This is a genomic window from Aerosticca soli (assembly GCF_003967035.1).
Taxonomy (GTDB): Bacteria; Pseudomonadota; Gammaproteobacteria; order Xanthomonadales; family Rhodanobacteraceae; genus Aerosticca; species Aerosticca soli.
In genome coordinates this window covers 2239791-2266210 of record NZ_AP018560.1, presented here as the reverse complement: position 1 = coordinate 2266210, position 26420 = coordinate 2239791, and the positions used below count along the sequence as shown (strand labels likewise).

Here is a 26420-nt window from a genome sequence, read left to right as displayed (position 1 = left end):
GCGTTTTGGTGATGGGATGGCCGCCGGGTTGTGTTTTTCGGCGGCTGGGCTTTGGGTTCCGTCCGCCTGCTGGCGGCCGGGGTCCTTTTCTCTGTGTGGCCAGAGAAAAGGACCCAAAAGAGAGGCCACCCCGATGAGGCGCCTTGCCGGGCCTGATGGCCCGGCAAGGTGCGCGTTCGCCAGTCAGCGTTTTTCGACGGGGCTTCCTGCCCCGACGAAAAATGGCCGGCTTCCTGCCGGCCACCCTGCGGGCTTCGGCTGGCCGGCGATCGCCGCCTCATAGGGGCCCCGAAAGCCATAGCCAAAAGCACAGGCCAAGGCCAAGGCAGTTTGCCGTCATGGCGGGTGTGGCCGTGGCGATTGTTATGGCAAGGCGCCATCGCGGGTGCGTGGCGTTTTGGTGATGGGATGGCCGCCGGGTTGTGTTTTTCGGCGGTTGGGTTTTGGGTTCCGTCCGCCTGCCGGCGGCCGTGGTCCTTTTCTCTGTGTGGCCAGAGAAAAGGACCCAAAAGAGAGGCCACCCCGATGAGGCGCCTTGCCGGGCCTGGTTGGCCCGGCAAGGTGCGCGCTCGCCGGTCAGCGTTTTTCGACGGGGCTTCCTGCCCCGACGAAAAATGGCCGGCTTCCTGCCGGCCACCCTGCGGGCCGTCGGCTGGCCGGCGATCGCCGCCTCATAGGGGCCCCGGAAGCCAAAGCGAAAGCAAAGCGGCGAGTTTTGCGCCATTTCGCGCCATGGTGAGCTCGCGTCATCGCGGGCACTGGTGGCTTTCGCTCGTATGGCAAGGCGGTGAGTTGCGCGCCATGGTGGGTTGGCCGTCATCGCGTGTGTGGGCGCCTTGGCAAGGGTGGCAACGCGGGCGGGTTCGCGCATGGGCCCGCCATCGTGCGGCGTGGCGATGGCGTTGCCGGCAACACGCCCGGCCAGTACCCGCGCGTGGGTCGCCATCGCGGGTGTGCGGGGTTTTGGCGGGGCTTGCAAAAAAGTCGCGGATGTGAGGCTCAAGTATCTGCGCGGTGGGCCGAAAAGTTCACCGAGGCGGTTGGCGCTCCGGCAGGGGCCCCGCCGGAATACACCATCCAAGCTTCGCGTCGCCCCTTTCCTTTTCAAGGAGACTTCCATGTCACTGGTCATCAACACCAACGTTTCTTCGCTGAATGCGCAGAACAACCTCAGCAAGTCGCAGAGCGCGCTGGCGCAGGCCACGCAGCGGCTGTCCTCGGGCCTCAAGATCAACAGCGCGGCGGACAACGCGGCCGGCTTTGCCATCTCGATGCGCTACACCACGCAGATCGGCGGCCTGAAGCAGGCCAGCGCCAACGCCTCGGACGCGATCAACCTGGCGCAGACGGCCGGCTCGGCGCTGGACCAGGTCACCGCCAACCTGCAGGCCATCCGCGACCTGGCCGTGCAGTCGGCCAACGCCACCTACACCGACGCCGACCGCGCCTCCATCGACAAGGAAGTGCAGCAGCGCCTGGCCGAGATCACCCGCATCGGCAATCAGACCACCTTCAACGGCCAGAAGATCCTGGACGGCTCGCTCGGCACCAAGAGCTTCCAGGTCGGCGCCGACGTGGGCCAGGTGATCGCGGTGAACCTCGACTCCGACGTGCGCACCAGCGGCATGGGGATGATTGCCAAGTCCTCCACCGGCGATCTGTCCAGCCTGTTTGCCAATGGCACTTCTTTGACTTTGTCTGCCGCCGGCGGCGGTTCGGCAACTCCAGGCACCGCGAGCACGACGGGCACGGCATTGTCGGACGCGTTTGGTGGGAGTGGCCTCGTCCTGTCGGCGGGTGATCTCACCATCAACGGCACGGACGTAGCTGCCGGTACCTATACCAGCGGTGCCGATCTCGCCACGGCCATCAATGGACTCAACATCAATGGCCTCACCGCTACCTGGAACAGCACGAGCAACGAACTGGATTTCTCCAACTCGGGCAATAACCCCATTACCATCACCGGTAGCCAGGCCACCTCGTTGGGCTTCCCTGCGAGCGTGCCTGCAGCCAGCGTTGGTGGCGGTGGAGCGGGTACCGCCGACCTTTCCATCAACGGCAAGGCCATCACCGGCACATTCAGCAATGCGCAGGACTTGGCCGATGCCATCAATGCCTCGGGTGCGGGTGTGAGCGCGGCCGTGAGTGGCGATGCCACGAAGCTCAATCTGTACTCCGCCGGGGCGATCACCATCACTGGTGCGAAATCCGGCACGGGCAACCTCGACTTCTCCACCCCAACCGCTGTCGGCGGTTCGCTGAGCGGCGCCAGTGTCACCAGCGTGGACAATGCCAACGACCTGATCGCCCGCGTGGACGTGGCGCTCAACAAGGTGAGCGATTTCGCGGCCAACCTGGGCGCGGTGCAGAACCGCTTCCAGTCGACCATCGCCACGCTGTCGGCGCAGACCACCAACCTGCAGGCCTCGCAGTCGAACATCCAGGATGCGGATTTCGCGGCGGAGACGGCGAACCTGAGCAAGGCGCAGGTGCTGCAGCAGGCGGGTATCTCGGTGCTGGCGCAGGCCAATTCGCAGCCGCAGCAGGTGCTGAAGCTGTTGCAGTAATCCTCAACCCTTCGGTGGGCAAGGCCGGCCGGCCATGCAGAGGCCGGCCGGTGATGTGGGGCGGCGTCTTTACGGGCGCCGCCTTTTTTTTGCTTTGGCGGCCGGGCCTCGCGCCGCCCGCGCGAGGCCCGGCGTGGCGGCTTGCCGCAGGCATGGGCGCGCCCGGGGGCGGCTGATGCAGGTCAAGGCCGGCGGCCCGCGCTCGGTGGGAGAGTGGCCTTACACCTCCACGGAGAAAAAGCCATGCAACCCACCCTGCGAGCCCCATGCCTCGCGCTGGCCGGCGCCGGTTTGCTCGCCCTGGCCGCGTGCGGCGGCAAACCCGAGGCCGGCGCACCGTCCGCGGCGACGGCGCCGGGTGGTGGCGCGCCGGCTTCGAGCGCCGCCATCCCGGGGGATTTCGGCCCGCCGCAGGGCGAGCCGATCCATGCGGTGCTCGGCATTCCGCCGAACGTGCCGCCGCCGATCCATCGCGACCATCCGGCCAGGGTGATCGTCGATCTGGAGGTGATCGAGAAGGAGATGCCGATCTCCGAGGGCGTCAGCTACACCTACTGGACCTTCGGCGGCACCGTGCCGGGCAGTTTCATCCGCGTGCGCCAGGGCGACACGGTGGAGTTCCACCTGAAGAACGCGCCGGACAACAAGATGCCGCACAACATCGACCTGCACGGCGTCACCGGCCCGGGCGGCGGCGCGGCGTCCAGCTTCACCGCACCGGGGCACGCCTCGCAGTTCACCTTCAAGGCGCTGAACCAGGGCATCTACGTCTACCACTGCGCCACCGCGCCGGTGGGCATGCACATCGCCAACGGCATGTACGGGCTGATCCTGGTCGAGCCGCCGGAAGGGCTGCCCAGGGTCGATCACGAGTACTACGTGATGCAGGGCGACTTCTACACCGTCGGCAAATACCGCGAGAAGGGTCTGCAGCCGTTCGACATGGACAAGGCGATCGACGAGAAGCCGACCTACGTGCTGTTCAACGGCCACGAGGGCTCGCTCACCGGCGACAAGGCGCTGACCGCCAAGGTCGGCGAGACGGTGCGGCTGTTCGTCGGCAACGGCGGGCCGAACCTGGTGTCGAGCTTCCACGTGATCGGCGAGATCTTCGACACCGTGCGCCAGGAAGGCGGCACCGTGGAACAGCACAACGTGCAGACCACGCTGATTCCCGCCGGCGGCGCGGCGATGGTGGAGTTCAAGACGCAGGTGCCGGGCAGCTACGTGCTGGTCGATCATTCCATCTTCCGCGCCTTCAACAAGGGCGCGCTGGCCATCCTCAAGGTGGACGGGCCGGAGAACAAGGCGATCTATTCGGGCAAGGAAGTGGATTCGGCCTATCTTGGCGATCGCGCGCAGCCGAACCTGCACGCCGTCGCCGCCGCGGCGAAGGCGAACGCCAGCGGCACGCTCGGCAAGGACGACCAGATCGCAGCCGGCAGGCAGCTCTTCACCGGCACCTGCTCGGTGTGTCATCAGGCCAACGGCGAGGGCCTGCCCGGCGTGTTCCCGCCGCTGGCCAAGTCCGATTTCCTGGCCACGCTGGTCAAGCAGGACAAGGCGAAGCTGATCGGCATTCCGCTGCACGGGCTCACCGGCAAGGTCGCCGTCAACGGCAGGGACTACGACTCGGTGATGCCGCCGATGAGCCAGCTCACCGACGACGAGGTCGCCAACATCCTCACCTTCGTGCTCAACAGCTGGGGCAACCCCGGCGGGCAGATCAGCAAGGACGAGGTATCCAAGGTGCGTGCGCAGCCGGCCGCAGCTCCGGCGGCGGGACACTGACGATGCCGGCCCGGCGCGCGCTCATGGCGATCGGCCTGCTCGGTGCGACTGCGCTCGCGTCGGCGGCCGACTACCGTCCGCTGCCGGGCGGCGCCTTCGCCAGCGTGCTGCCGGAAACCGAAGGCTCGCGCGCGCCGGTCATCGTCGCGCCGTTCCGGTTGCGCAGCGAGCCGGTGACCAACGCCGAGTTCCTCGCCTTCGTCAAAACGCATCCGACCTGGCGCCGCGACCGCGTGCCCAGGGTCTTCGCCGATGCGGGTTATCTCTCGCACTGGGCCGATGCCGATGCGCTGGGCGCGACGGCGTTGCCCGATCAGCCGGTGACGCAGGTGAGCTGGTTCGCCGCGCAGGCCTATTGCCAGGGCGAACACGCACGGCTGCCGGGCTGGTACGAATGGGAATACGCCGCCGCGGCCGATGCCACCCGTGCGGATGCACGCGAGGACCCGGCCTGGCGCGAACGCGTGCTCGCCTGGTACGCGCGGCCGTCGAACGCGCCGCTGCCTGCCGTGGGCGGCGCGCCGGACGTGCACGGCGTGCGCGACCTCAACGGCCTGGTCTGGGAATGGATGGATGACTTCAACGCGCTCCTGGTCGGGGCCGACAGCCGCGACCAGGACGGCGCGGACAAGCTGCGCTTCTGCGGCGCCGGTGCCGCCGACCTGCAGCAGAAGGAGAACTACGCCACCTTGATGCGCATCGCCATGCTGTCCTCGCTCGAGGCCATCGATACCACCCGCAATCTGGGCTTCCGTTGCGCGAAGCCCGCTGGAGCCACGCCATGAAAATGCTGCTCGCCCTGTGTCTGCTGCTTGTCACCGGTTCGACCTGGGCCGCGACGCCGCCCACCGCTGCGCCGCTGCCGGCCGATTCGATCTACCAGCTCGACGTCCAGCTCACCGACCAGGACGGCCACCGCTGGCCGCTCGCCGCGCGGCGCGGCCAGGTGCAGGTGGTCAGCATGTTCTATACCTCCTGCACCATGGTCTGTCCGCTGATCATCGAGACCATGAAGGCCACCGCCAAGGCGGCGGGTCCGGTCTCGCCCGCGCTGCTGGCGGTCAGCTTCGACCCGCAAAACGACGACCCGGGCGTGCTGCACCGCTACGCGCAGACGCATGGCCTCGATGCCGCACACTGGACGCTGGCGCGTGCCGAGCCGGACGACGTGCGGCGTCTTGCCGCGCTGCTCGGTATCCGCTATCGGCGTCTGCCGGAGGGCGACTTCAACCATTCGAGCGTGCTGATCCTGATCGACGCGGATGGCCGCATCCTGGCGCGCAGCACGGTGATCGGTCACCCCGATCCGGCCTTCGTGCAGGCGGTGCGCCAGGCGCTGGCGGCAGCCAAGCCGCCCGGCGCGGCTTGACCGGGGTCAGGGCGGTGTCACCGCTGGCGCCGCACAATGGGCGCGTTTTCCACAGCCGCCCAACCTGCATGTCTCTGCCTGCCTCCTTCGACCGCGAGCAACTGCTCGCCTGCGCCCGCGGCGAGCTCTTCGGCGACGGCAACGCGCGCCTGCCCGCGCCGCCGATGCTGATGTTCGACCGCATCACCCGCATCGATGCGCAAGGCGGCGCCTACGGCAAGGGCCGGCTGGAGGCGGAGCTCGACATTCACCCGGAGCTGTGGTTTTTCGCCTGCCATTTCGCGGGCGACCCGGTGATGCCCGGCTGCCTGGGCCTGGATGCGCTGTGGCAGCTGGCCGGTTTCTACCTGCCGTGGCTGGGTGAGCCCGGCCGGGGGCGCGCGCTGGGCGTCGGCGAGGTGAAGTTCACCGGCCAGGTGCTGCCCACGGCGCGCTGCGTGCACTACACGGTGGACGTGCGGCGGGTGCTGCGCGGCCGGCTGGCGCTGGTGATCGCCGACGGCCAGGTGGCGGTGGACGGCCGCACCATCTACACCGCCAGCCAATTGCGGGTGGGGCTGTTCGGTTCCACGGAGGGTTTCTGATGCGCCGCGTGGTGGTGACTGGCTCGGGCATTGTCTCGTGCCTGGGCAACGACGCGCCGACGGTGACGCGCAGTCTGCGCGAGCTGCGGCCGGGCATCCGCGCCATGCCGGCGTTTGCGGAAATGGGGCTGCGCAGCCAGGTGGCCGGGGTGCCGCAGATCGATCTCGACGCGGCGATCGATCGCAAGCCGCGCCGCTTCATGGGCGATGCCGCCGGCTATGCCTACGTGGCGATGCGCGCGGCGATCGCCGATGCCGGGCTCGACGAGGGGATGGTCAGCCATCCGCGCACCGGCCTCATCGCCGGTTCCGGCGGCGGCTCGCCGCGCTGGCAGATCGAGACCGCCGACCTTCTGCGCAGCAAGGGCGCGCGCAGGGTCGGCGCCTACATGGTGCCGCGCACGATGTGCTCCACGGTGTCGGCGGCGCTGGCCACCGCGTTCGGCATCCGCGGGGTCAGCTATTCCATCGCCGCCGCCTGCGCCACCTCGGCCCATTGCATCGGCGCGGCGGCGGAGCTGATCCGCCACGGCGCGCAGGACATCGTCTTCGCCGGCGGCGGCGAGGAGCTGCACTGGGGCGGCGCGGCGCAGTTCGACGCCATGGGCGCGCTGTCGAGCGCGTGGAACGCCACGCCGGAGGCCGCCTCGCGGCCCTACGACGAAGGCCGCGACGGCTTCGTCATCGCCGGCGGCGGCGGCATGCTGGTGCTGGAGGACTACGAGCACGCCCGCGCGCGCGGCGCGCCGATCCACGCCGAACTCGTCGGCTACGGCGTCACCTCCGACGGCGCCGACATGGTCGCGCCCTCGGGCGAGGGCGCGGCGCGCTGCATGCGCATGGCGCTGGCCTCGCTGGACGCGCCGGTGGATTACCTCAACACCCACGGCACCGCCACTTCGCTGGGCGACATCGTCGAGCTGGAGGCGGTGCGCGAGGTGTTCGGCAGCGCGGTGCCGCCCCTGTCTTCCACCAAGGCGCTGAGCGGCCATGCCCTCGGTGCGGCCAGCGTGCACGAGGCGATCTATTGCCTGCTGATGATGGCCGGCGGTTTCGTCGCCGGCTCGGCCAATCTCGATCGCCCGGACCCGCGCACGGCGGGGTTCCCGATCCTGCGCGAGACCCGCGAGGCCACGCTGCGCACGGTGATGTCCAACAGTTTCGGCTTCGGCGGCACCAATGCGAGCCTGGTGTTTGCGCGGGTGTGAGTCGCGGGGCGGGCGGTTTTTTTTGAAAACGGGTGTTCGTCATCGCGGGGCGCTTGCGGCCGTGGTGGGTGTCATGGCAGGGCGGGCGGGTTCACACGAGGGGCGCCATCGCGGGGGCGTGGCGTTTTGGTGACGGGATGGCCGCAGGGTTGTGTTTTTCGGCGGCTGGGTTTTGGGTTCCGTCCGCCTGCCGGCGGCCAGGGCTACTTTCTCTTGCTTGCCCGAAGAGAAAGTAGCCAAAGGGAACGGCACCCCGATGAGGCGCCTTGCCGTGCCTGATGGCCCGGCAAGGTGCGCGCTCGCCGGTCAGCGTTTTTCGACGGGGCTTCCTGCCCCGACGAAAAATGGCCGGCTTCCTGCCGGCCACCCTGCGGGCTTTGGCTGGCCGGCGATCGCCGCCTCATAGGGGCCCCGAAAAGCCAGAGCCAAAAGCACAGGCCAAAGCCAAGGCAGTGTTTGCCGTCATGGCGGGCGCGGCCGTGGCGATTGTCATGGCAAGGCGGGCGGGTTCACGTGGGTCGCCATCGCGGGTTGCGTGGGCGCCTCATGCCTCTTCGGTTTGTTCGGGCCATTGCTGCGCGCCATGCAGCACGCGCACGACGATCACGTCGGGGTTCGATTCGCTGGGCGGCAGGTACACCACGATGTGCCGGGTGCCGGCGAGAACGAACTCGCGGGTGCCTTTCTCGCGTCCTTTCCGGCCGGCCCTGGGGTGTTGGGTCAGCGTCGATTCCAGGCGCGCGCGCAGTTGCGTCACGAAGGCCACGGCCGTGCCGGGCCAGTGCGCCAGCCCGTAGTGCAGCAGATCGCGCAAATCCTGCTGGGCGCTGCGCGTGTAGCGGATCTTCACTTGCGCGCGCGCCGGGTCGCATCCATGCGCTCGGCCTCGGCGGTCAGCTCGGCCCACAGGGTGTCGCCGTCGATCAGTGGTTCGGTTCCGGCCTCGATGGCGGCCTTCGTGCGCTGCACCTGGTCGCGGAACCATCGGTCATGTTCGAGCCGGTGCGCGGCTTCCTTGGCGCGTCTCGTCGTGTCCGGGCGGCCGGGGCGCAGCGAGCCCGGTTCGTAGTGCGTCACGTCGACCTTGAAGCGTTGCATGCCGATCTCGCGCAGGGCTTTCACGGCGGTGTCGGTGGTGGCGAACATCCGCGCCTTGCCGTATTTGGTGCCCAGCGGGCGCTGCTGCATACCCACGTCGACCAGCACCGCATAGCCGCCCTTCTGGCCCATGATGGTGGCGGACTGGACCGACCCGGCCGAGACCAGCTCGCGCAGCGTTTCGATTTTGATGGGGCGTGTCATGGCGGTGTGGTGCCCAAAAAGGGCTGATCGGGAGCTAGGTTAGAGCAAGCCTGCGGCTTGCGCCATGTGGTTGGGGTTTTGGGTGTTGGGTTCCGTCCGCCTGCCGGCGGCCAGGCTCGACTATCAGCCCCACGTGATGTTGGTTCGTTTTGGTTCGTTCCGTCCGCCTGCCGGCGGCCGGGCTACTTTCTCTTGCTTGCCCGAAGAGAAAGTAGCCAAAGAGAACGGCACCCCGATGAGGCGCCTTGCCGGGCCTGATTGGCCCGGCAAGGTGCGCGCTCGCCGGTCAGCGTTTTTCGACGGGGCTTCCTGCCCCGACGAAAAATGGCCGGCTTCCTGCCGGCCACCCTGGCGGGCTTTGGCTGGCCGGCGATCGCCGCCTCATAGGGGCCCCCGAAAGCCAGAGCCAAAAGCACAGGCCAAAGCCAAAGCCAAGGCAGCGTTTGTCGCCATGGCGGTTGTGGCCGCGGCGATTGTCATGGCAAGGCGGGCGGGTTCGCGTGGGGGTCGCCATCGCGGGGGGCGTGGCGTTTTGGTGATGGGATGGCCGCCGGGTTGTGTTTTTCGGCGGCTGGCTTTGGGTTCCGTCCGCCTGCTGGCGGCCGGGGTCCTTTTCTCTGTGTGGCCAGAGAAAAGGACCCAAAAGAGAGGCCACCCCGATGAGGCGCCTTGCCGGGCCTGATGGCCCGGCAAGGTGCGCGCTCGCCGGTCAGCGTTTTTCGACGGGGCTTCCTGCCCCGACGAAAAATGGCCGGCTCCTGCCGGCCACCCTGGCGGGCTTTGGCTGGCCGGCGATCGCCGCCTCATAGGGGCCCCGAAAAGCCAGAGCCAAAAGCACAAGCCAAGGCCAAGGCAGTTTGCCGTCATGGCGGGTGTGGCCGTGGCGGGTGTTATGGCAAGGCGGGCGGGTTCGCGCGTGGGTCGCCATTGCGGGGGCGTGGCGTTTTGGTGATGGGATGGCGGCTGGGTTTTGGGTTCCGTCCGCCTGCGGTGGCGGGTTTTTATGTGGTGTTTCCGCCCCGTGCGGAGGTGTCACGGGGCCTTGACGCATTCAGTTGGGTTGCCGAGCCCCCTGGCCGTAGAGCGTAGACCTTTGGTCGGTCATCGCTTGTCGATGTGCGCCTGCATGTAGGCGCGTAGCACCTGGTTGATGCGGGTTTGGTACCGCGTGCCGGTGCGCCGAAAGTAGTCCAGGACGTCGGCATCCAGGCGCAGCGTGACCTGGCGTTTGTTCTCGGTCGAGAACGGGATGCCCGGGCGCGTCCACTCGGCATCGGCCGGGCTGGGCGGAATATCGCTGAAGTCGATCTCGCTGTCCGGCATGGCAGCCAGGTGTGCAAGCCGGGCCTTGGCCTCGTCGCTCAACTTGGGCGGGTTGGCCGGGTCGAGGGTGAACCTAACGGTTTTTCCAGTAGTCGTGTCGCTCATGGCGTTCGGCCTTTCGGGCGGAGATGAGGCGGATAGTGTCGTCGCGCACGGTGTAGGCGACGGCCAGCTCGACAGTGCCAACTAGGGCGATGGTGAGGAAGCGATCCTCGCCGTAGTCCTCGCGGCCGTCGTAGCGATCGAGGCGGTGCGGGTCGTAAAACACCAGCATGGCGTCCTCGAAAGCCACGTGGTGTTTGGTCAGATTGGAAGCGGCTTTTTCATCGTCCCATTCAAAATTCAGGGTCATGGGATGGCGCTCGGTTATGGAGCGATTGTAACTACATTTGTAGTTACAAACCAAGCCGTAAGGCACCAAGGTTACCGATACGGGGTGACTTCAATGGCGCCGGCGCCGCGGCGGATGGGTTGGCGAAGCGGGCGTTGACTTCGGTCAGCGAGGGCGGGTGGGGGAGGGTTTAGGCTCGGCTCTTGCTGGTTCGTGAGGTGGGCGATGGCCGATTATCTGGAGGCTTGGCAGTGCATCGGTTGCGGGCGGATCGAGGCGCCGCAGCCGTGCATCGGCGTGTGTCGCGACCGCAAGGTGCTGCTCGTCGGCAAGGACGAGCACGAGCGCACGCTGGCCGAAGTCGCCGCGTTGCGCAAGGCGCTCGACGAGGCGCGGGCGCGGCTCGGGCGTTTCGCCCGGGCAAGGCCGCACGAGGGCCAGTGGGAGCGTTCCTGGCTTGCGTTGCAGGCGGAGTTGCGCCACACGCTGGCGTGGCTGGAGCAGGCTACGGCGTCGACGGATTGAGGGCTTCGCCGGCGGATTCGGGGATCGCCAGCGCCTCGCCTTCGCCGCCGGCGAGACGGCGGTGGATGGCGGTCAGGTGGGCGATGAAGTCCTCGCGCGCGGCGGCGGCGTAGGGGTTGTCGCGCTGGATCGCGGCGAACAGGTGGCCGGCGTCGCCACGCACGGCGGCGAGCATGTTGGCCAGGCCCAGGAACGAGGGCGGCGCGGTGCGCAGGTCCTCGCCGATGCCCATCTCGACCAGCGCGCGGGCGATGAAGAACGCCAGCGCATGGGTCTGCGCCATCGCGCGGTCGTGCGTGGCCGCGTCCTGTTCGATCACCTCGCAGCCCAGCGTCTCGAACAGCGTGCGCGTGCGCGCGGCGGCCTGCGGATGCCGGGCGCTGGCGCACAGCACCACGCGCAGCGGACGCTCGTCGCGGGCGAGGCTGAGCGGGCCGAACAGGGGGTGCGTGCCGGCATGCGGAATGCTCGCGCCGAGCACTTCGTCCAGCAGCGCGCAGGGGCGTTCCTTGACGCTGCCGACGTCGATCACCGTGTGCGCGGGCGTGAGCCAAGGGCGCAACGTGCGCAGCGCGCTCTCGAGCGCGGGCACCGGCATCGCCAGTACCACCCAGTCGGCGCTCTCGAGCGCGGCTTCGGGGCTGGCCGCGGCGAGGTCCGCCGGCACCTGCGCCTGCGGATCGAACACGCGCACGGCCTGACCTGCGCGCTGCAGCAGCTCGGCGAAGGCGCGGCCGAAACGGCCGTAACCGAACAAGGCAACCGGCATGGAACGATCCGCCAGGCGAAAGGGGCGGATACGTTAGCGCGTCGACGCCAATGGCGGACAGCCCGTGCGCAGGCTGGTGCGCAGGGCGGCGTCCCAGGGCGCGAGTTCGATGCCGCGCGCGGCGAGCCAGGCCGGGTCGAACAGCGTCTGTGCGTAGCGTTCGCCGCGGTCGCACAGCAGGCTGACGATGCTGCCGCGTTCGCCGCGCGCACGCATCGCGGCGGCCAGTTCCAGGCAGGCGACCAGGTTGGTGCCGGACGAGCCGCCGTAGCGGCGACCGAGCAGTTCTTCCAGCAGCCAGGCGGCGGCGATCGAGGCGGCGTCCGGCACCTCGATCACGCGATCCACCACGTCGAACAGGAAGCCCGGCTCCACCTGCGGCCGGCCGATGCCTTCGATCAGCGTGGCCTGCGTCGCCCGGGCGTGGGGATCGCGGCTGCGCCAGCCTTCTGCGAAGGCGCAGCCGGCCGGTTCGGCTACGCAAAGACGCGTGTACAGGCGCCGGTAGCGCAGATAGCGACCGATGGTGGCCGAGGTGCCGCCGGTGCCGGCGCCGCAGACGATCCAGCTCGGCTCGGGCTCGGCCTCCAGCGCCATCTGGCCGATGATCGACTCGGCGATGTTGTTGTTGCCGCGCCAGTCGGTGGCGCGCTCGGCGAGGCCGAACTGGTCGAGAAAGCACGCGCCGCGTTCGGCCAGCGCCTCCGCCGTGGCGTACACCTGCGCGGGGTCGTCCACCAGCTCGCAGCGGCCGCCCAGCGCCTGCACCGCATGGATCTTGCCGGGCGCGGTGCAGGCCGGCATCACCGCCACGAACGGCAGGCCCAGCAGCCGCGCGAACCACGCCTCGGCGATCGCCGTGCTGCCGGAGGAGGCGTCGACCACGGTCTGACCGTCGCGCAGCCGGCCGTTGCACAGCGCGTACAGGAACAGCGAGCGCGCCAGCCGGTGCTTCAGGCTGCCGCTGGGATGCGCCGATTCGTCCTTGAAGTAGAAGTCGATGCCGTGGAAGCCGGGCAGTTCGAGCTTGAGCAGGTGGGTGTCGGCCGAGCGCGCGGATTCCTGCGCCAGCCGCGTCACCGCCGTGTGCACCCAGCGCCGATCGGCCTCGCGCAGGGGGTTGACCAGGTGCAGCACACCTTCCATGCCGGTGTGCGTGTCGAAAGTGTCGCGCGGTCGAATCGAAACGTTCATGCCAGCCAGCCGTATAGCCACCCCCACGGATGGTGCAGGTGGGCGATGCCGAGCACGTTGACGTAGGTCAGCAAAGCGGCGGCGTAGCAGATGTGTCTGGCTCTGGCACCGCGCGCGCCCGAGCGCCAGCGGCGTTAAGCCCTGGCCGTCTCGCCGTTGTCGATCAGCACTTCCCCTGATGCAGGTCATGGCGTGTCGAGCGCCTGGCGCGGAAGTTCCGTGGCGTCGACCTTGCGGGAAAACGCCATGCATCAGGTCTATCCGTGGATCGTGCTGCTGCACCTCGTCTGCGCCATCGTGTTCGTCGGCGCGGTGGTGTACGAGACGCTGGTACTGGAGCCGCTGGAACGCCAGGTGGACGCCGAGGCCTACGCGCGCGTGGAATCGGCGGCGATGAGGCGCGTGCGCGGTTTCATGCCGTTCGTGGTGGTGCTCTTGTTCGCCAGCGGCGGCTGGCTGTTCCGGCTGCGCTGCGGCGGCATCGCCTGCCTCGACACGCGGTTCGGCCATCTGCTCGCCCTCAAGGTGCTGCTCGCGCTCGCCGTGCTCGCTATCTTCGCGCGCGCCTGGTGGGCGCTGCGGCGCGGACGTCTGGACGGCTGCCGCCGCCGGCACACGCACCGCGTGCTGCTGGCGCTGATGGCGGGCATCGTCTTTCTGGCCAAGACCATGGTCTACTGGTAGGCCCGATCACACGCGAGGTCTTGCCATGTCACAGGTCACGTTCAAGGGTCAGCCGGTGCAGCTCGACGGCCGCTTCCCCACGGTCGGCACGCAGGCGCCGTCCTTCACCCTGGTCGGCAAGGATCTCGCCGACGTGCCGCTGTCCGCGTTCGCCGGCAAGCGCAAGGTGCTCAACATCTTCCCGAGCGTGGACACCGGCGTGTGCGCCACCTCCGTGCGCCGCTTCAACGAACTCGCCGCCAGGCTCGCCGATACCGTGGTGCTGTGCATTTCCGCCGACCTGCCGTTCGCGCAGTCGCGTTTCTGCGGCGCCGAGGGACTGGACAACGTGGTGATGCTCTCGACCCTGCGCGGCGGGCATTTCCTGCGCGACTACGGCGTGGCGATCGCTTCCGGCCCGCTGGCGGGGCTGGCCGCGCGCGCGGTGATCGTGCTGGATCGCGACGACAAGGTGCTGCACGCCGAGCTGGTGAGTGAGCTCTCCCACGAGCCCGACTACGAGGCCGCGCTCAAGGCGCTCGGCTGAGCGTTCAGGTTTGCACGCGGCGTTGGCGTGGTGGGTCGAGCGCCGCGCCGGCGCGGATGGGCCACAGCCGATCCGGATGAGGATCGGCTGCGTTCAGCGCCGTGCAGGCGCTTGGGGCAGCCTCGATCCACCCTCGGCGAAGCGGCTTCAAGCCGGCGGCCGGTCGATACGCGGCACCAGCCGACGCCCGCGCAGGCCGAGGCCATAGCGCAGCCCGCGCGCGATGCCTTCGGCATAGCCGATCAGCTTGGCCGCGTCCTCGGCGTCGAGTTGTGCGCGGCAGGTTTCGCGCCACAGCGTGAGCCAGTGCTCGAAATGCGCATCGTCGATCGGCAGCGGCCGGTGCGCGGCCATTGGGCTGCCGTGGTAAGTGGGACGGTCGTCGGCACCGCGCAAGGCCACCGTGCACCAGAACGCGGTCAGCCGCCGCTCGTGCTCGGGCCAGTCCTTGACCGTCGCCGCGAAGATCGGCCCGAGCAGCGCATCGGCGCGCACGATGCCGTAGAAGCGTGCGACGAGGCGGGCGATGGCGGCTTGGTCGAGCATGGGCGTGCTGTCGTTTCCAAAAGAATGCCGCGCAGTGTGCGGGCAGGTGCGGCGTCGGCGCCTTGATCCAGGTCAGCGCCTGCCGGCCGTGATCGGCGCCTGCGCAAGCGCGGTTTTTTCGTGCGCCCCTCATGCGAAAGGCCGGACCTCGCGGCCCGGCCTTTCGTGGATCGGCGTCGGGCACGCCCGCTCAGCGCGCGGCGACCACGCGCGCCATTTCCAGGCACTTGTTCGAGTAGCCCCACTCGTTGTCGTACCAGGCGACCAGCTTGACGAAGGTGGGGTCGAGCGCGATGCCGGCGTCGGCGTCGAAGATCGAGGTGCGCGGATCGCCGCGGAAGTCGGTGGCGACGACCTTCTCCTCGGTGTAACCCAGGATGCCCTTCATCGCGCCCTCGCTCTGCGCCTTCATCTCCGCGCAGATTTCCTCGTAGCTCGCCGGCTTTTCCAGCTCGGCGGTGAGGTCGACCACGGAGACGTCGGAGGTCGGCACGCGGAAGCTCATGCCGGTGAGCTTCTTGTTGAGCTCGGGGATCACCTTGCCCACCGCCTTGGCCGCGCCGGTGGAGGAGGGAATGATGTTCTCGAGGATGCCGCGGCCGCCGCGCCAGTCCTTGTGGCTGGGGCCGTCGACGGTCTTCTGCGTCGCGGTGGCGGCGTGCACGGTGGTCATCAGGCCGCGCTTGATGCCCCACTTGTCGTGGATGACCTTGGCCAGCGGCGCCAGGCAGTTGGTGGTGCAGCTGGCGTTGGAGATGATCGCCTCGCCGGCGTATTTGGCGTGGTTGACGCCGTACACGAACATCGGCGTGTCGTCCTTGGACGGCGCGGACATGATCACTTTCTTCGCGCCGGCTTCGAGGTGCTTCTGCGCGCTGGCCTTGTCCAGGAACAGGCCGGTGGATTCGATCACCACCTCGGCGCCGGCCTCGTTCCACTTGAGGTTGGCCGGGTCGCGCTCCTGAGTCAGACGGATGCGCTTGCCGTTGACGATCAGATGGCCGCCTTCGCTGTGGGCCTCGCCCTTGAAGCGGCCGTGCACGGAATCGAAGCGCAGCAGATAGGCGAGATAATCCGGATCCAGGAGGTCGTTGACCGCGACGATCTCGATGTCGGGAAAGTGCTGCACGGCGGCGCGCAACACGTTGCGGCCGATGCGACCGAAGCCATTGATGCCGACCTTGATGGTCATGACGTCCTCCAACGCAGGGGTGTGGGAAAGAATCGCGGCGGTGCGCCGCGCGGGCGTTCCGATTCTAGCGAGAAACCGCCCGCCATCCGGCACTGTGGCAGACTGCGCGGCCTCGCGCCGTGAAGGCAAGCTGGGAAGTCTTAAATGTCGATCGTCCGCCTGTTCACCGTGCTGTTGCTAGGGTGCCTGCTGACATCGCCGGCCCGCGCCTGGGGTCCGCTGGGCCACGCCGTGGTCGCGGAACTGGCCGAGCGCCAGCTCGATCCGCGCGCGGAGGCCGAGGTCAGGCGCCTGCTCGCCCCGGAAGGCCACGACCGGCTGGCACAAATCGCCAGCTGGGCCGACGAGATCCAGGACGATCCCTCCATGGCCGCGTTGTGGCGCGAGACCCGCGCGCTGCACTACGTCAACTTTCCGCGCGGCAACTGTTATTACGAGCCGCCGCGCGATTGCCCGGATGGCCGCTGCGTGGTCGGCGCGCTGGCGCATTACACGGCGGTGCTGGCCGATGCCGGCCGCAGCGACGAAGAGCGCCGGACCGCGCTCAAGTTCGTCGTCCACTTCGTCGGCGACGTGCACCAGCCGCTGCATGCCGGCTGGCGCGACGACAAGGGCGGCAACACCTATCAGGTCCAGTTCGCCGGCAAGGGCAGCAACCTGCACCGGGTCTGGGACAGCGGCCTGCTCGCCACCCGCGGCCTCGACGTGGCGGCCTACGCCGATGTGCTCGCCGCCACGCCGGCTCCGCTGGCGCCGCCGGGCGCCTTTGCCGCGTGGGCGGAGGCATCCTGCCGGATCGTGGCCACGCCGGGGTTCTATCCGGATGGGCATTTCATCGACGAGGCCTATGTCGAGCGCTGGCGTCCCGTCGCCGAACAGCGCCTGCGCGAGGCCGGCCAGCGCCTGGCCGAGGTGCTCGACCGCGCGCTGGCGCCTTGAGGCTCGATGCGCCGCCCTTGCCCCTAGGGCGCGCAGCATGACGGGGCGCAGCCGACCGCTGTGACGAATCGCCTTGCCGCGGCGTGACAATCGCGAGAAGACCGCTCATCGACAGCCTCCGGCCCATTGATGGTGCGCTAGAATCGGCAGCTCTTCCGCTGGTGCGGTTACCTTGGCGTCATCGTGGCGATGGCGCGTCCCAGTTCAGGCTGCCTCAGGGCAGCGTCGTGGAGCTCTGCATGAACCCGTCCGACCATCCCGATCAGGACATCGACCCCACCGAAACCCAGGAATGGCTCGAATCGCTGAACGCGGTCATCGAGCACGAAGGCACCGAGCGTGCCCACTTCCTGCTCGAGCGGATGGTGGACGCCACGCGGCGTGCGGGCGCCTACCTGCCGTTCTCGCCGACCACCGAGTACGTCAACACCATTTCGCCCGCGAACGAGGCGAAGATGCCCGGCGATGCGGCGATGGAGTGGCGCATCCGCTCGATCATCCGCTGGAACGCGATGGCGATGGTCGTGCGCGCCAACCGCAAGCCCGGCGAGCTCGGCGGCCACATCGCGAGCTTCGCATCATCGGCCACGCTCTACGACGTCGGCTTCAACCATTTCTGGCGCGCACCCAACCCCGACCATCCGGGTGACCTCGTCTTCTTTCAGGGCCATTCCAGCCCCGGCATCTACGCGCGCTCGTTCCTGGAAGGGCGCATCAGCGAGGACCAGCTCGACCTGTTCCGCATGGAAGTGGCGGGCAAGGGGCGCGGGCTGTCCTCCTATCCGCACCCATGGCTGATGCCCGACTACTGGCAGGTGCCGACGGTGTCGATGGGCCTGGGGCCGATCCAGGCGATCTACCAGGCGCATTTTTGGAAGTACCTGGAACATCGCGGCCTGATGCCCCAGACCGACCGCAAGGTGTGGTGCTTCCTGGGCGATGGCGAGTGCGACGAGCCCGAATCGCTCGGTGCGATCTCGCTGGCCGGCCGCGAGAAACTCGACAACCTCGTGTTCGTGATCAACTGCAACCTGCAGCGGCTCGACGGCCCGGTGCGCGGCAACGGCAAGATCATCCAGGAACTGGAGGGCGTGTTCCGCGGCGCCGGCTGGAACGTCATCAAGGTGATCTGGGGCAGCTACTGGGATCCGCTGCTGGCGCGCGACACCAAGGGCGTGCTGCGCAAGCTGATGATGGAAACCGTGGACGGTGAATACCAGGCCTGCAAGGCCTTCGGCGGCGCCTACACGCGCGAGCATTTCTTCGGCAAGTATCCGGAGACGCGCGAGATGGTCGCCAACCTGTCCGACGACGACATCTGGCGCCTCAACCGCGGCGGCCATGATCCGCACAAGGTCTATGCCGCCTATCACGCGGCGGTGCACACCGAGGGCCTGCCCACGGTGGTGCTGGCCAAGACGGTGAAGGGCTACGGCATGGGCGCGGCGGGTGAATCGCAGAATCCCACGCACCAGCAGAAGAAGCTCGACGACGCGGCCGTGCGGCACTTCCGCGACCGCTTCAACATCCCGATCCCGGACGACAAGATCAAGGACGTGCCGTACTACCACCCGGGCAAGAACTCGCCCGAAGTGGAGTACATGCTGGAGCGGCGGCGGGCGCTCGGCGGCTTCCTGCCGCAGCGGCGGCGCAAGACCGACGTCAAGCTGAAGGCCCCGGATCTTTCGGCCTTCACCCAGATCACCAACGGCACCGGCGAGCGCGAGATCAGCACCACCATGGCGCTGGTGCGCGGCATGAACCTCTTGCTGCGCGACAAGCAGATCGGCGAGCGCGTGGTGCCGATCGTGGCCGACGAGGCGCGTACCTTCGGCATGGAGGGCATGTTCCGCCAGATCGGCATCTATGCGCCGTTCGGCCAGAAATACCGCCCGCAGGATGCCGACCAGCTGCTCTACTACCGCGAGGACACCAAGGGCCAGGTGCTGCAGGAAGGCATCAGCGAGGCCGGCGGCATGGCCGCGTGGATGGCGGCGGCGACCAGCTATTCGGTCAGCAACCAGCCGATGCTGCCGTTCTTCATCTACTACTCGATGTTCGGCTTCCAGCGCGTCGGCGACCTGGCCTGGGCCGCGGGCGACATGCGCTCGCGCGGCTTCCTGATCGGCGGCACGTCCGGCCGCACCACGCTCAACGGCGAGGGCCTGCAGCACCAGGACGGCCATTCGCACCTGCTGGCCGGGGCCATTCCCAATGTGCGGGCCTATGACCCGACCTTCTCCTATGAGGTCGCGGTGATCCTGCAGGACGGCGTGCGCCGCATGCTCGAAGAGCAGGAGGACGTCTATTACTACATCACGGTGATGAACGAGAACTACGCCCACCCGGACATGCCCGAGGGCGTGGCCGAGGGCATCATCAAGGGCATGTACCTGCTGCGCGACTCCGGCGTCGGCCAGAACAACGGCAAGGGCAAGACCAAGGCCAAGGCGCCCTGCGTGCAGCTGCTGGGCTCGGGCGCGATCCTGCGCGAGGCGATCGCGGCGGCCGAGCTGCTGGAGAAGGATTTCGGCATCTGCGCGGACATCTGGTCGGTGCCGAGCTTCACCGAGCTGCGTCGCGACGGTTACGACGCCGAACGCTGGAACCGGCTGCATCCGGAAGCCGAGCCGCGTGTCCCGTATGTCACCCGCTTGCTGCAGGGGCGGTCCGGGCCGGCCATCGCCGCCACCGACTACGTCCGCGAATTCGCCGAGCAGATCCGGCCGTTCCTGCCCGAGGGCATGCGTTACGTGGTGCTCGGGACCGACGGTTTCGGGCGCTCGGACACCCGCGAGCACCTGCGCGATTTCTTCGAGGTGGACCGCCGCTGGATCGCCCATGCCGCGCTATGCGCGCTGGCCAAGGAGGGCAAGGTCAACGCCAAGGACGTGGCGCGCGCCATCCGCAGCTACGGGCTCGATCCAGACAAGCCCAATCCGGTGCTCGTCTGACAGATGCACAAAAAGAAACCCGCCGGCCGGCGGGTTTCTTTCATCCAGTCGGGGATCGGGGTCAATCCTCGTCGTCGCGGAACACGCGCCTCAGCAGCATGAAGGCGCCGATGGTGCCGGCGACGATCGCCACCGAGGCGACCGGATGCCGCTGCACCTGGCGTCGGGCACGCCGGTACTGGTAGTTGGCCTCGTCGGCCATGTCCTCGGCCATGCGCACCAGGCGACGACGGTAATCGCCACCGCGCCCCAGGCGTTTGGCGGCATGACGGCCGCGTTCGATCAGGCCTTCGGCCGTCTGGGAAACGTCCTCGGCATAGTCATGGGCATGCTCGCGCACGCTGCGTTCAAGATCGCGGATTCGGCTCATCGCGGGCTCCTTTTTTGAGATTTGTCGCTTCGGAATCGAGCTTGCCGCGCCAGGCGTGAGCGCGGCGTGCAAGCGCGGATCGACATTAATGATGCGGCAAGACGGGTCTTGCAAGGGGCGCGCCCTGGCGCTTGAGCGTCTCGGTGATCGTCTCGATCAAGTCGCGGCCGTGTGGGCCCCAGCAATGCGGCGCCATCGGCTGGTAGGTGAAGCTGCCGGCGAAGTCGGGGTCGTGCAGGCCTTTGAGGGTTTCCTCGAGCGCATGGACGCCGACGTTGAGGTTGTAGGTGTCCGCATCGCCCACGTAGATATGCAGCTTGCCGGCGAGTTTCGGGCCGAGTGCCGGCCAGTGCGTGATGAGGATCTGGCGCAGGTCGAAGTGCTGCCGCCAGTAGGCGGCCACCGTGTGGTCGATCGCCCCGCTGCGCTTGTCCCACAGCCGTGCCGGATAGCCGTCCGTACCGATCGGGCCGAAGGCGGCCTCCCAGATGTCCCATTGGCCGCCGGAGCGGCTGTGGTTGCCCACCGCCAGTTCGTACCAGTTTTCGTCCTTCATCATCGCCTGCACGTTGCCGTCCGGGTCGCGGGTGTCCACGCGCTCGACCTTCATCCAGCCCTTGTCCAGCCAATAGGCATTGGCGTCGGTGTAGATGTCGACCACTTCGTGATGGCGGAAATCCACTGGATCCGGACAGGAGGCGAAGGTGGCGCCGTAGAAGTCGGGATGGAAGATCTGCTGCGCCAGTGCGATCCAGCCGCCGGTCGAGCCGCCTTCCAGGATTCGCGCCCAAGGTTTTTCCACGGTGCGGAAGCGACGGGCGATTTCCGGCAGCAATTCCTGATGGATGGCGTCGTCGTAGGGCCCCAGATTGACCGAGTTCACCGCGTAGGAGTCATCGTAATAAGGCGCGGGATGCTGCAGGCTCACCATCAGGTAGCGCGGCGTACCTTCGGCGAGCCAGTAGGCGCGAAAGCGGCCGTCGGCATCGTCGAAACCGCCCGGCGCGGCCGTGGAGAAATGTCCTTGCTCGTAGATCACCGGGTAGCGCGCATCCGGGTGGCGCGCGTAATCGGCCGGCAGCAGCACCGTGGCGCCGAGGTAGATCGGCCGGCCCCAGAACGCGCTCAGCAGGCGGCTCTGGATGCGGAAGCGCTTGACGTGGGGCGTGTCCCTGGGGAACGGGATCGGCGCAATCACGCGATCGGCGAGCAGCCGGATCGGCCTCGTTGCGGCCGGGTCGTAGTGCACTTTCACCGGCGCGCCGTAGAGGTTGCCGGGCGAATGCTTCCAGTCCTGTCCTTCCCACTGGTCCATGTGCAGCCACAGCGTGTGGCCGTCGGCGCGCTTGAACTCGGTATAGACGTTGACGAATGGCTGCATCCAGTAGTCGCCGGCCGGCAGGTCGCGCAGGCGGGTCAAGGGCGCGCCGTCATCCTCGCCGCCGATCGCCACCGTCTGGCCCGGGGCGAGGCCGGTCATGTCGTGGCCGAACAGCGGCACGCCGGTGATGTCGGTCTGCTCGATCGGCGGTTTGTCGTCGTCGCGGCTGATCGCCACGTACACGCGCCCGGTCACCGGCATGGCGTGGGCCCGCGCGCTGAAGGCGACCTCGATGGCCGGACCGTTTCCGGCGGCACGTGCCGTGCCGGCGATCAGCAGCGGCGCGATCCAGGCGGCGCAGCGGAAGGCGGCAATGGCCCGATCGAAGCGGGCAGAAGGCTTCATAGAGACCGGGCTCCGGGCGGGGTTTCGAGTTCGGGGTCTTCCATGCGCAGCCGCTGGCGGTGGCGCAGTCCGGGAAAGAGCCGCATCCACAGGGCGACCACCAGCAGTGTACCAATGCCGCCGATGAGGGCGGCCCCGACCGCGCCGAAACAGGCGGCGAGCAGTCCCGATTCGAATTCGCCGAGCTGGTTGGAGGTGTTGATGAAAATGCCATTGACGGCGTTGACGCGACCGCGCATCGCATCGGGCGTGTCCAGCTGCACCAGCGAGCCGCGGATCACCATGCTCACCATGTCGAAGGCGCCGGCCAGGCACAGTGCCAGCGTCGAGAGCCACAGCGTGGTGGACACGGCGAAAACCAGCGTCGCCACGCCGAAGCCGGCCACCGCGCCGAACATCCAGCGGCCGACGTGGCGCTCCAGCGCGTGCCTGGACAGCCATAGCGAGGTCAGCACCGCGCCCAGTGCCGGTGCCGCGCGCAGGATGCCCAGTCCCCACGGGCCGGTATGCAGGATGTCGCGGGCGAAGATCGGCAGCAGCGCGGTGGCGCCGCCGAGCAGCACCGCGAACAAGTCGAGCGAGATCACCCCGAGCAGGTCACGATGCCGGCGGATGTAATGGATGCCGGCAAAGAACGTGGCGAGGCTGAGCGGTTCGCGCCGCGTCCGCAGCGGGCCGCCCGGCAAGCTGGCGACCAGCAGCACTGCCAGCAGATAGCAGGCGCCCGCGACGAGGTGCACCACGCCCGGACCGGCGACGTACAGCAGGCCACCCAGCGCAGGTCCCACGATCATCGCCGCCTGATAGGCCGCACTGGTGGAAGCCACTGCGCGCGGCAGCGCGGCCGGCGACACCAGCGCCGGCAGCAACGACTGCATGGCCGGCGATTCCAGCGCCTTGGCCGTGCTCAGGGCCAGCACCAGCCACAGGATGCCGGCCTCGTCGATGTGTCCACGCAGCGTCAGCACGGCCAGCGCGACCACCGCGGCAAACTCGATGCACTGACCGCCGAGCACGATGCGCCGGCGGTCATGACGATCGGCCAGGTGCCCGGCCGGCAACGCCAGCAGCACCGAGGGAAAGAACTGCACCAGGCCGATCAGCCCGAGATCGAGCGCGCGTCCGCGCAACGCATAGATCTGCCAGCCGATCGCGACCGAAAGCATCTGGAAGCCGAGCCCGGAAGCCACCCTGGCGAGCCAGTACCTGACGAAGGCGTGCTGAGGAGGCCGCACAGGTGGATCGGCTTCGGCGGGCATGGTCGGATCGGTATTTGCGCGGAATCGCCAGTATGAACCCTTGACGGGCCGCGGGCATCGGCTTGACCCGTTCTTGCCGGTGGCATGCGCTATGGTCGCAGTGGTTTTCTTGAAACGGGAGGCTCGTCATGGCCAGGCTGGCGACACACGTCTACACTGATCAGGCCAGCATCGCGCGCCTGGAAGCCATGGTGCGCGAACTGCCGACTAACGGGCATGTCCGCTTGTGGCTCAAGGAAGGCGGCAACTGCGACGGCTTCATCTGCGAACGTCCCAATGTGCAGCTCTTCCGCGACTCCGACGACCGCGAAGGCTTCAACGCCATCGTCCGGCTGGACCATCGCGGCATCGGCGGCTGGAGCCGGTTCGTCTGGCTGGACGACATCGCGCGCATCGAACATCTGGATTCCACGCTCGGTGGCGAAAGCTGAGTGAGCGCCGCCGCGATCAGGCCCGTGTCGTCGAAGGTCGCGTGTCGGAATCGTGCAACAGCGGACGCAGCCAGTGCGCGTGCATCGCGGCTGCATCGTCAATCTGGATGGTCTGACCGAGATCGAACCGCTGGAGTCGGGCGACGCGCGTCTGAAGTTGCGTGACGGCACTTTGCTGCCATGCAGCCGCCGCTATCGCGCGCAGTTGCGCGAGCGTTCGGGCGAGCCGGCGGCCGCGGACGTTCGCGGATGAGCGGTCAACGGTTGCGTGCCGGGCGTGGCCCGTTTCAAGCTAGGCGCCCTCGTCGCCTGGGTGACCATCGATGAAATCCGTCCGCATGTTGGGTGTGCTGCTGGGGCTCGGCCTGCTGGCCGGCTGTTCGTCGTCGGGCGATCAGGCTGCGCCGCCGCAGGATGCCGCGCAGGCCAAGGAAGCCGAGGCCGCCGGCAAGCTCGACACCTACCGCCAGTTGCTGCGCATCGGCAACGACGAGATGGCGGTGACCATGGGCCACGACATCCTCGATCGCTATCCCGGCAGCGCGCCGGCGAAGGAAGTGCAAAAGACCCTGCCCGAGGTCGAGCGGCGCTGGAAGGAGAACAGCGAGAAGGCGCGGCTGGCGGCGCTGTGGACCTACCAGGTCGCGCCGATGGCCGGCGGCACGCAGTCCACCGCGACGATCTATTCCAGCCAGCCGTCCGGCGAGAACCGCGTGCGCCTGGTGCTGCGCCGGCATACGGCCTGGGGGCAGAGCGTCTTCCTTTACGGCAGCGGCCACGGCTTCGTCTGTCGCGGCACGTGCACGATCCCGAGCGAGGTCGATGGCAAGCGCATCGGCATCAAGGCGTTCGCGCCGCCGACCGGCGAGCCGGCGCTGATGATCCGCGACGACAAGGCCTTCCTCGCCCTGCTCGCCAAGGCCAAGAAGATCCGCATGGACGTCACCCTGGTCGATGGCGAGAAGAAGGAGACACTGCTGTTCGAGGTCGGCGGTTTCGATCCGGCCAAGTGGCAGCCGCTACCCAAGGGCAAGGGCTCATGAGCGCGGCGGACCGGCGACGGCGACCGGCTCTGGCCCGGCTGGGCCTGATCCTTGGCGGCGCCTGCCTGCTCGCCGCCTGTCAGCAGCGAGAGACCCGCCCGACGCCGCGTCTGGCCGACCTCGAGGCGGCCGCGGGCGCACCGGTCAAGCAGTTCCGGCTGGATCACCCGCTCTGGTCGTGGGAGGCGATCGACCGCGACCATCTGCTCGTCTACACCAAGCCCGGCCAGGCGTGGCTGCTCGACGTGCCCGGATGCACTGCGCTGCCCTTCGCGTCGGCGATCGCGATCACTTCGCAGCTCGATCAGGTGACCGTCGGCTACGACCGCGTGATCACCGGCCGGCGGGATTTCCCCTGCATCATCACCCGCATCCGGCCGCTCGATCCGCGGCGCCTGCCGGCGGCACAGCCGCGACCGCAGGCCAGCATGGCTTCCCCCGAAAGCTAGCGGCGGCCGCTGGCTATACTGGCGCGCGCTTTTTCGCCGAGAGTTTCCGTTGCGTCTCCTCTACACGCTGGCGCTGTGCCTGGCCATGCCTTTCATCGTGCTGCGCCTGCTCGCGCGCGGCATGCGCTATCGCGGCTACCACCGACGCTGGCGCGAACGGTTCGGCTTCTTCCGCCCCCTGCCGGTCACCGGCAGCCTGTGGATCCATGCGGTGTCGGTCGGCGAGGTCAATGCCGCCGAGCCGTTGCTCAAGGCCCTGCGCGAGGCCTATCCGCAGGCGCCGCTGCTCATCACCACGGTGACCCCGACCGGCTCGGAGCGTGTGCGCCAGTTGTTCGGCGACACGGTCTTCCATGTCTATCTGCCCTATGACCTGCCGGTAGCGGTGGCGCGTTTCCTCGCCCGCGCGCGGCCGCGGCTGGCGGTAATCGTGGAGACCGAGATCTGGCCGAACCTCTATCACGCCTGCCACCGCCGCGGCATCCCGTTGATGATCGTCAATGCGCGCCTGTCCGAGCGCTCCATGCGCGGCTATGCGCTGATGCGCGGCATGGTGCGCTCGGCCCTGCGTTGCGTGAGCCAGATCGCGGCGCAGTCGCAGGCCGACGCCGCCCGTTACCGGCTGCTCGGCGCGGACCCCGAGCGCATCGCCGTGTGCGGCAACCTGAAATTCGACATTCCCGTGCCGGTGGATGCCTTGCAGCAAGGCGCGCAGCTGCGCCGCCAATGGGGCCATCTGCGGCCGGTATGGATCGCCGCGAGCACCCACGAGGGTGAGGAGTTGCCGGTGCTCAAGGCGCATCTGGAGGTGCTGAAGCGGCTGCCCGATGCCTTGCTCTTGATCGCGCCGCGCCATCCGGTGCGCTTCCGGCCGGTCGAACACGCGGCGCGCAGCCTGGGCTTCAGCGTGGCCACGCGCAGTGTCGAGCGCGTGCCGGGCGCCGGCCAGCAGGTCTTCGTGATCGATTCGATGGGCGAGCTGATGCCGTTCTACGCCGCCGCCGATGTGGCCTTCGTCGGCGGCAGTCTGGTGCCGATCGGCGGCCACAACGTGCTCGAGCCCGCGGTGCTGGCGCGCCCCGTGCTGGTCGGGCCGCATACCTTCAATTTCGAGGAGATCACCGACACCCTGCTCGGTGCCGGCGCCGCGACGCGGGTGGAACGGGCCGAGGCGCTCGGTGAATGCGTGCTCGGCCTGCTGCTCGACCCGCCGCGACGCGAGCGCATGGGCAGCCGCGCCGAGGCCGTGTTCGCCAGGGAACGCGGCGCCGTCCGCCGGGTGATGACGCTGATCGACGCGCTGCTGCAGGAATGACGGTGACGCGTCGGGCGGGA

General features: G+C 68.4%; 26 protein-coding genes and 1 pseudogene. 16 read left to right on the top strand and 11 right to left on the bottom strand.

Going from position 1 to position 26420, the window contains the following annotated elements; all coding sequences use genetic code 11:
* Positions 1-1118: 1118 nt before the first annotated feature.
* The 6 genes from ALSL_RS10655 (at position 1119) to ALSL_RS10630 (ending at position 7522) form a co-directional block, all read left to right on the top strand.
* A complete protein-coding gene (locus tag ALSL_RS10655; protein ID WP_126539005.1) occupies positions 1119-2570 on the top strand; it encodes a flagellin N-terminal helical domain-containing protein in 1452 nt (483 codons plus the stop codon).
* A gap of 243 nt (positions 2571-2813) precedes the next feature.
* Positions 2814-4361, top strand: a complete 1548-nt coding sequence (gene nirK, locus ALSL_RS10650) for a copper-containing nitrite reductase (RefSeq protein WP_126539003.1) — start codon at positions 2814-2816, stop codon at positions 4359-4361.
* Between the two features lie 2 nt (positions 4362-4363).
* Positions 4364-5146, top strand: coding sequence for a formylglycine-generating enzyme family protein (locus tag ALSL_RS10645; protein ID WP_126539001.1), 783 nt, complete (start codon positions 4364-4366; stop codon positions 5144-5146).
* Positions 5143-5730: an SCO family protein gene (locus tag ALSL_RS10640; protein ID WP_126538998.1), complete on the top strand. Its 588-nt coding sequence runs from the start codon at positions 5143-5145 to the stop codon at positions 5728-5730. The genes ALSL_RS10645 and ALSL_RS10640 overlap by 4 nt, the downstream gene beginning before the upstream one ends.
* A gap of 68 nt (positions 5731-5798) precedes the next feature.
* A complete protein-coding gene (fabA, locus tag ALSL_RS10635; RefSeq protein WP_126538995.1) occupies positions 5799-6314 on the top strand; it encodes a 3-hydroxyacyl-[acyl-carrier-protein] dehydratase FabA in 516 nt (171 codons plus the stop codon).
* Positions 6314-7522, top strand: a complete 1209-nt coding sequence (locus ALSL_RS10630; protein ID WP_126538992.1) for a beta-ketoacyl synthase N-terminal-like domain-containing protein — start codon at positions 6314-6316, stop codon at positions 7520-7522. The genes fabA and ALSL_RS10630 overlap by 1 nt, the downstream gene beginning before the upstream one ends.
* Positions 7523-8066: 544 nt before the next feature.
* Here the strand turns inward: ALSL_RS10630 and ALSL_RS10625 are convergent.
* The 4 genes from ALSL_RS10625 to ALSL_RS10610 all read right to left on the bottom strand — a co-directional run bounded on the left by ALSL_RS10625 (position 8067) and on the right by ALSL_RS10610 (position 10499).
* Complete coding sequence (locus tag ALSL_RS10625; RefSeq protein ID WP_126538990.1) at positions 8067-8372, bottom strand: type II toxin-antitoxin system RelE/ParE family toxin; 306 nt, start codon at positions 8370-8372, stop codon at positions 8067-8069.
* Positions 8369-8824, bottom strand: a complete 456-nt coding sequence (locus ALSL_RS10620) for a hypothetical protein (protein ID WP_126538988.1) — start codon at positions 8822-8824, stop codon at positions 8369-8371. Before ALSL_RS10620 ends, ALSL_RS10625 begins: the two co-directional genes overlap by 4 nt.
* Positions 8825-9925: 1101 nt before the next feature.
* Positions 9926-10252: a BrnA antitoxin family protein gene (locus ALSL_RS10615; RefSeq protein ID WP_126538986.1), complete on the bottom strand. Its 327-nt coding sequence runs from the start codon at positions 10250-10252 to the stop codon at positions 9926-9928.
* Positions 10221-10499 (bottom strand): BrnT family toxin, encoded by a 279-nt coding sequence (locus ALSL_RS10610; RefSeq protein WP_126538984.1) that lies wholly within the window; start codon positions 10497-10499, stop codon positions 10221-10223. Before ALSL_RS10610 ends, ALSL_RS10615 begins: the two co-directional genes overlap by 32 nt.
* A 204-nt stretch (positions 10500-10703) precedes the next feature.
* On the opposite strand from ALSL_RS10610, the gene ALSL_RS10605 reads away from it, so the two are divergent.
* Positions 10704-11003, top strand: coding sequence for a hypothetical protein (locus tag ALSL_RS10605; protein WP_126538982.1), 300 nt, complete (start codon positions 10704-10706; stop codon positions 11001-11003).
* Here ALSL_RS10605 and ALSL_RS10600 read toward each other — a convergent pair.
* Both ALSL_RS10600 and ALSL_RS10595 read right to left on the bottom strand, forming a co-directional pair.
* A complete protein-coding gene (locus ALSL_RS10600; RefSeq protein WP_126538980.1) occupies positions 10984-11772 on the bottom strand; it encodes a prephenate dehydrogenase in 789 nt (262 codons plus the stop codon). The genes ALSL_RS10605 and ALSL_RS10600 overlap by 20 nt on opposite strands.
* Positions 11773-11805: 33 nt before the next feature.
* Positions 11806-12918, bottom strand: coding sequence for a PLP-dependent cysteine synthase family protein (locus tag ALSL_RS10595; protein ID WP_126540215.1), 1113 nt, complete (start codon positions 12916-12918; stop codon positions 11806-11808).
* 294 nt (positions 12919-13212) lie between these two features.
* Between ALSL_RS10595 and ALSL_RS10590 the strand changes: the two genes are divergently transcribed.
* Together ALSL_RS10590 and tpx are read left to right on the top strand one after the other, a co-directional pair.
* Positions 13213-13650 carry a hypothetical protein gene (locus ALSL_RS10590; protein WP_126538979.1) on the top strand — a complete coding sequence of 146 codons (438 nt, stop codon included), beginning with the start codon at positions 13213-13215 and terminating at the stop codon, positions 13648-13650.
* A gap of 25 nt (positions 13651-13675) precedes the next feature.
* Entirely contained in the window at positions 13676-14176 is a 501-nt protein-coding gene (gene tpx, locus ALSL_RS10585) for a thiol peroxidase (RefSeq protein ID WP_126538977.1), read from the top strand.
* 147 nt (positions 14177-14323) lie between these two features.
* On the opposite strand, the gene ALSL_RS10580 is transcribed toward tpx, so the two are convergent.
* Both ALSL_RS10580 and gap read right to left on the bottom strand, forming a co-directional pair.
* The gene (locus ALSL_RS10580; RefSeq protein ID WP_126538975.1) at positions 14324-14722 is read right to left on the bottom strand and encodes a group III truncated hemoglobin; all 399 of its coding nucleotides are present in this window, start codon (positions 14720-14722) and stop codon (positions 14324-14326) included.
* A gap of 190 nt (positions 14723-14912) precedes the next feature.
* The gene (gene gap / locus ALSL_RS10575; RefSeq protein ID WP_126538973.1) at positions 14913-15914 is read right to left on the bottom strand and encodes a type I glyceraldehyde-3-phosphate dehydrogenase; all 1002 of its coding nucleotides are present in this window, start codon (positions 15912-15914) and stop codon (positions 14913-14915) included.
* A gap of 144 nt (positions 15915-16058) precedes the next feature.
* On the opposite strand from gap, the gene ALSL_RS10570 reads away from it, so the two are divergent.
* Together ALSL_RS10570 and aceE are read left to right on the top strand one after the other, a co-directional pair.
* Positions 16059-16853 (top strand): S1/P1 nuclease, encoded by a 795-nt coding sequence (locus ALSL_RS10570; protein WP_126538971.1) that lies wholly within the window; start codon positions 16059-16061, stop codon positions 16851-16853.
* A gap of 239 nt (positions 16854-17092) precedes the next feature.
* Positions 17093-19807, top strand: coding sequence for a pyruvate dehydrogenase (acetyl-transferring), homodimeric type (gene aceE, locus ALSL_RS10565; protein WP_126538969.1), 2715 nt, complete (start codon positions 17093-17095; stop codon positions 19805-19807).
* A gap of 61 nt (positions 19808-19868) precedes the next feature.
* On the opposite strand, the gene ALSL_RS10560 is transcribed toward aceE, so the two are convergent.
* From ALSL_RS10560 to ALSL_RS10550, 3 genes are all read right to left on the bottom strand, one after another.
* Positions 19869-20177 (bottom strand): hypothetical protein, encoded by a 309-nt coding sequence (locus ALSL_RS10560; protein WP_126538967.1) that lies wholly within the window; start codon positions 20175-20177, stop codon positions 19869-19871.
* An 85-nt stretch (positions 20178-20262) separates the two neighbouring features.
* Positions 20263-21903 carry an alpha/beta hydrolase-fold protein gene (locus ALSL_RS10555; RefSeq protein WP_126538965.1) on the bottom strand — a complete coding sequence of 547 codons (1641 nt, stop codon included), beginning with the start codon at positions 21901-21903 and terminating at the stop codon, positions 20263-20265.
* Entirely contained in the window at positions 21900-23162 is a 1263-nt protein-coding gene (locus ALSL_RS10550; protein ID WP_126538963.1) for an MFS transporter, read from the bottom strand. The genes ALSL_RS10555 and ALSL_RS10550 overlap by 4 nt, the downstream gene beginning before the upstream one ends.
* 128 nt (positions 23163-23290) lie before the next feature.
* On the opposite strand from ALSL_RS10550, the gene ALSL_RS10545 reads away from it, so the two are divergent.
* The 5 genes and pseudogenes from ALSL_RS10545 (at position 23291) to waaA (ending at position 26400) form a co-directional block, all read left to right on the top strand.
* Positions 23291-23593: a DUF3247 family protein gene (locus tag ALSL_RS10545; RefSeq protein ID WP_126538961.1), complete on the top strand. Its 303-nt coding sequence runs from the start codon at positions 23291-23293 to the stop codon at positions 23591-23593.
* Between the two features lie 73 nt (positions 23594-23666).
* Positions 23667-23846, top strand: a pseudogene (locus ALSL_RS10540) (LytTR family DNA-binding domain-containing protein); the annotation flags it as partial.
* Positions 23847-23916: 70 nt separating this feature from the next.
* Positions 23917-24636 carry a hypothetical protein gene (locus tag ALSL_RS10535; RefSeq protein ID WP_126538957.1) on the top strand — a complete coding sequence of 240 codons (720 nt, stop codon included), beginning with the start codon at positions 23917-23919 and terminating at the stop codon, positions 24634-24636.
* Positions 24633-25085, top strand: a complete 453-nt coding sequence (locus ALSL_RS10530) for a DUF6491 family protein (protein ID WP_126538955.1) — start codon at positions 24633-24635, stop codon at positions 25083-25085. Before ALSL_RS10535 ends, ALSL_RS10530 begins: the two co-directional genes overlap by 4 nt.
* Positions 25086-25134: 49 nt before the next feature.
* Complete coding sequence (gene waaA, locus ALSL_RS10525) at positions 25135-26400, top strand: lipid IV(A) 3-deoxy-D-manno-octulosonic acid transferase (protein WP_126538953.1); 1266 nt, start codon at positions 25135-25137, stop codon at positions 26398-26400.
* Positions 26401-26420: the final 20 nt, after the last annotated feature.

Excerpts from the sequence above, each read along its gene's own strand:
- fabA (WP_126538995.1), top strand. The coding sequence starts at position 5,799 with ATGTCTCTGCCTGCCTCCTTCGACCGCGAGCAACTGCTCGCCTGCGCC.
- ALSL_RS10580 (WP_126538975.1), bottom strand. The coding sequence starts at position 14,722 with ATGCTCGACCAAGCCGCCATCGCCCGCCTCGTCGCACGCTTCTACGGC.
- ALSL_RS10570 (WP_126538971.1), top strand. The coding sequence starts at position 16,059 with ATGTCGATCGTCCGCCTGTTCACCGTGCTGTTGCTAGGGTGCCTGCTG.
- aceE (WP_126538969.1), top strand. The coding sequence starts at position 17,093 with ATGAACCCGTCCGACCATCCCGATCAGGACATCGACCCCACCGAAACC.
- ALSL_RS10555 (WP_126538965.1), bottom strand. The coding sequence starts at position 21,903 with ATGAAGCCTTCTGCCCGCTTCGATCGGGCCATTGCCGCCTTCCGCTGC.
- ALSL_RS10640 (WP_126538998.1), top strand. The coding sequence starts at position 5,143 with ATGAAAATGCTGCTCGCCCTGTGTCTGCTGCTTGTCACCGGTTCGACC.
- ALSL_RS10605 (WP_126538982.1), top strand. The coding sequence starts at position 10,704 with ATGGCCGATTATCTGGAGGCTTGGCAGTGCATCGGTTGCGGGCGGATC.
- ALSL_RS10600 (WP_126538980.1), bottom strand. The coding sequence starts at position 11,772 with ATGCCGGTTGCCTTGTTCGGTTACGGCCGTTTCGGCCGCGCCTTCGCC.
- ALSL_RS10630 (WP_126538992.1), top strand. The coding sequence starts at position 6,314 with ATGCGCCGCGTGGTGGTGACTGGCTCGGGCATTGTCTCGTGCCTGGGC.
- ALSL_RS10595 (WP_126540215.1), bottom strand. The coding sequence starts at position 12,918 with ATGGAAGGTGTGCTGCACCTGGTCAACCCCCTGCGCGAGGCCGATCGG.
- ALSL_RS10620 (WP_126538988.1), bottom strand. The coding sequence starts at position 8,824 with ATGACACGCCCCATCAAAATCGAAACGCTGCGCGAGCTGGTCTCGGCC.
- ALSL_RS10550 (WP_126538963.1), bottom strand. The coding sequence starts at position 23,162 with ATGCCCGCCGAAGCCGATCCACCTGTGCGGCCTCCTCAGCACGCCTTC.
- ALSL_RS10590 (WP_126538979.1), top strand. The coding sequence starts at position 13,213 with ATGCATCAGGTCTATCCGTGGATCGTGCTGCTGCACCTCGTCTGCGCC.
- ALSL_RS10530 (WP_126538955.1), top strand. The coding sequence starts at position 24,633 with ATGAGCGCGGCGGACCGGCGACGGCGACCGGCTCTGGCCCGGCTGGGC.
- nirK (WP_126539003.1), top strand. The coding sequence starts at position 2,814 with ATGCAACCCACCCTGCGAGCCCCATGCCTCGCGCTGGCCGGCGCCGGT.
- tpx (WP_126538977.1), top strand. The coding sequence starts at position 13,676 with ATGTCACAGGTCACGTTCAAGGGTCAGCCGGTGCAGCTCGACGGCCGC.
- ALSL_RS10535 (WP_126538957.1), top strand. The coding sequence starts at position 23,917 with ATGAAATCCGTCCGCATGTTGGGTGTGCTGCTGGGGCTCGGCCTGCTG.
- ALSL_RS10545 (WP_126538961.1), top strand. The coding sequence starts at position 23,291 with ATGGCCAGGCTGGCGACACACGTCTACACTGATCAGGCCAGCATCGCG.
- ALSL_RS10560 (WP_126538967.1), bottom strand. The coding sequence starts at position 20,177 with ATGAGCCGAATCCGCGATCTTGAACGCAGCGTGCGCGAGCATGCCCAT.
- ALSL_RS10655 (WP_126539005.1), top strand. The coding sequence starts at position 1,119 with ATGTCACTGGTCATCAACACCAACGTTTCTTCGCTGAATGCGCAGAAC.
- ALSL_RS10610 (WP_126538984.1), bottom strand. The coding sequence starts at position 10,499 with ATGACCCTGAATTTTGAATGGGACGATGAAAAAGCCGCTTCCAATCTG.
- ALSL_RS10615 (WP_126538986.1), bottom strand. The coding sequence starts at position 10,252 with ATGAGCGACACGACTACTGGAAAAACCGTTAGGTTCACCCTCGACCCG.
- gap (WP_126538973.1), bottom strand. The coding sequence starts at position 15,914 with ATGACCATCAAGGTCGGCATCAATGGCTTCGGTCGCATCGGCCGCAAC.
- ALSL_RS10645 (WP_126539001.1), top strand. The coding sequence starts at position 4,364 with ATGCCGGCCCGGCGCGCGCTCATGGCGATCGGCCTGCTCGGTGCGACT.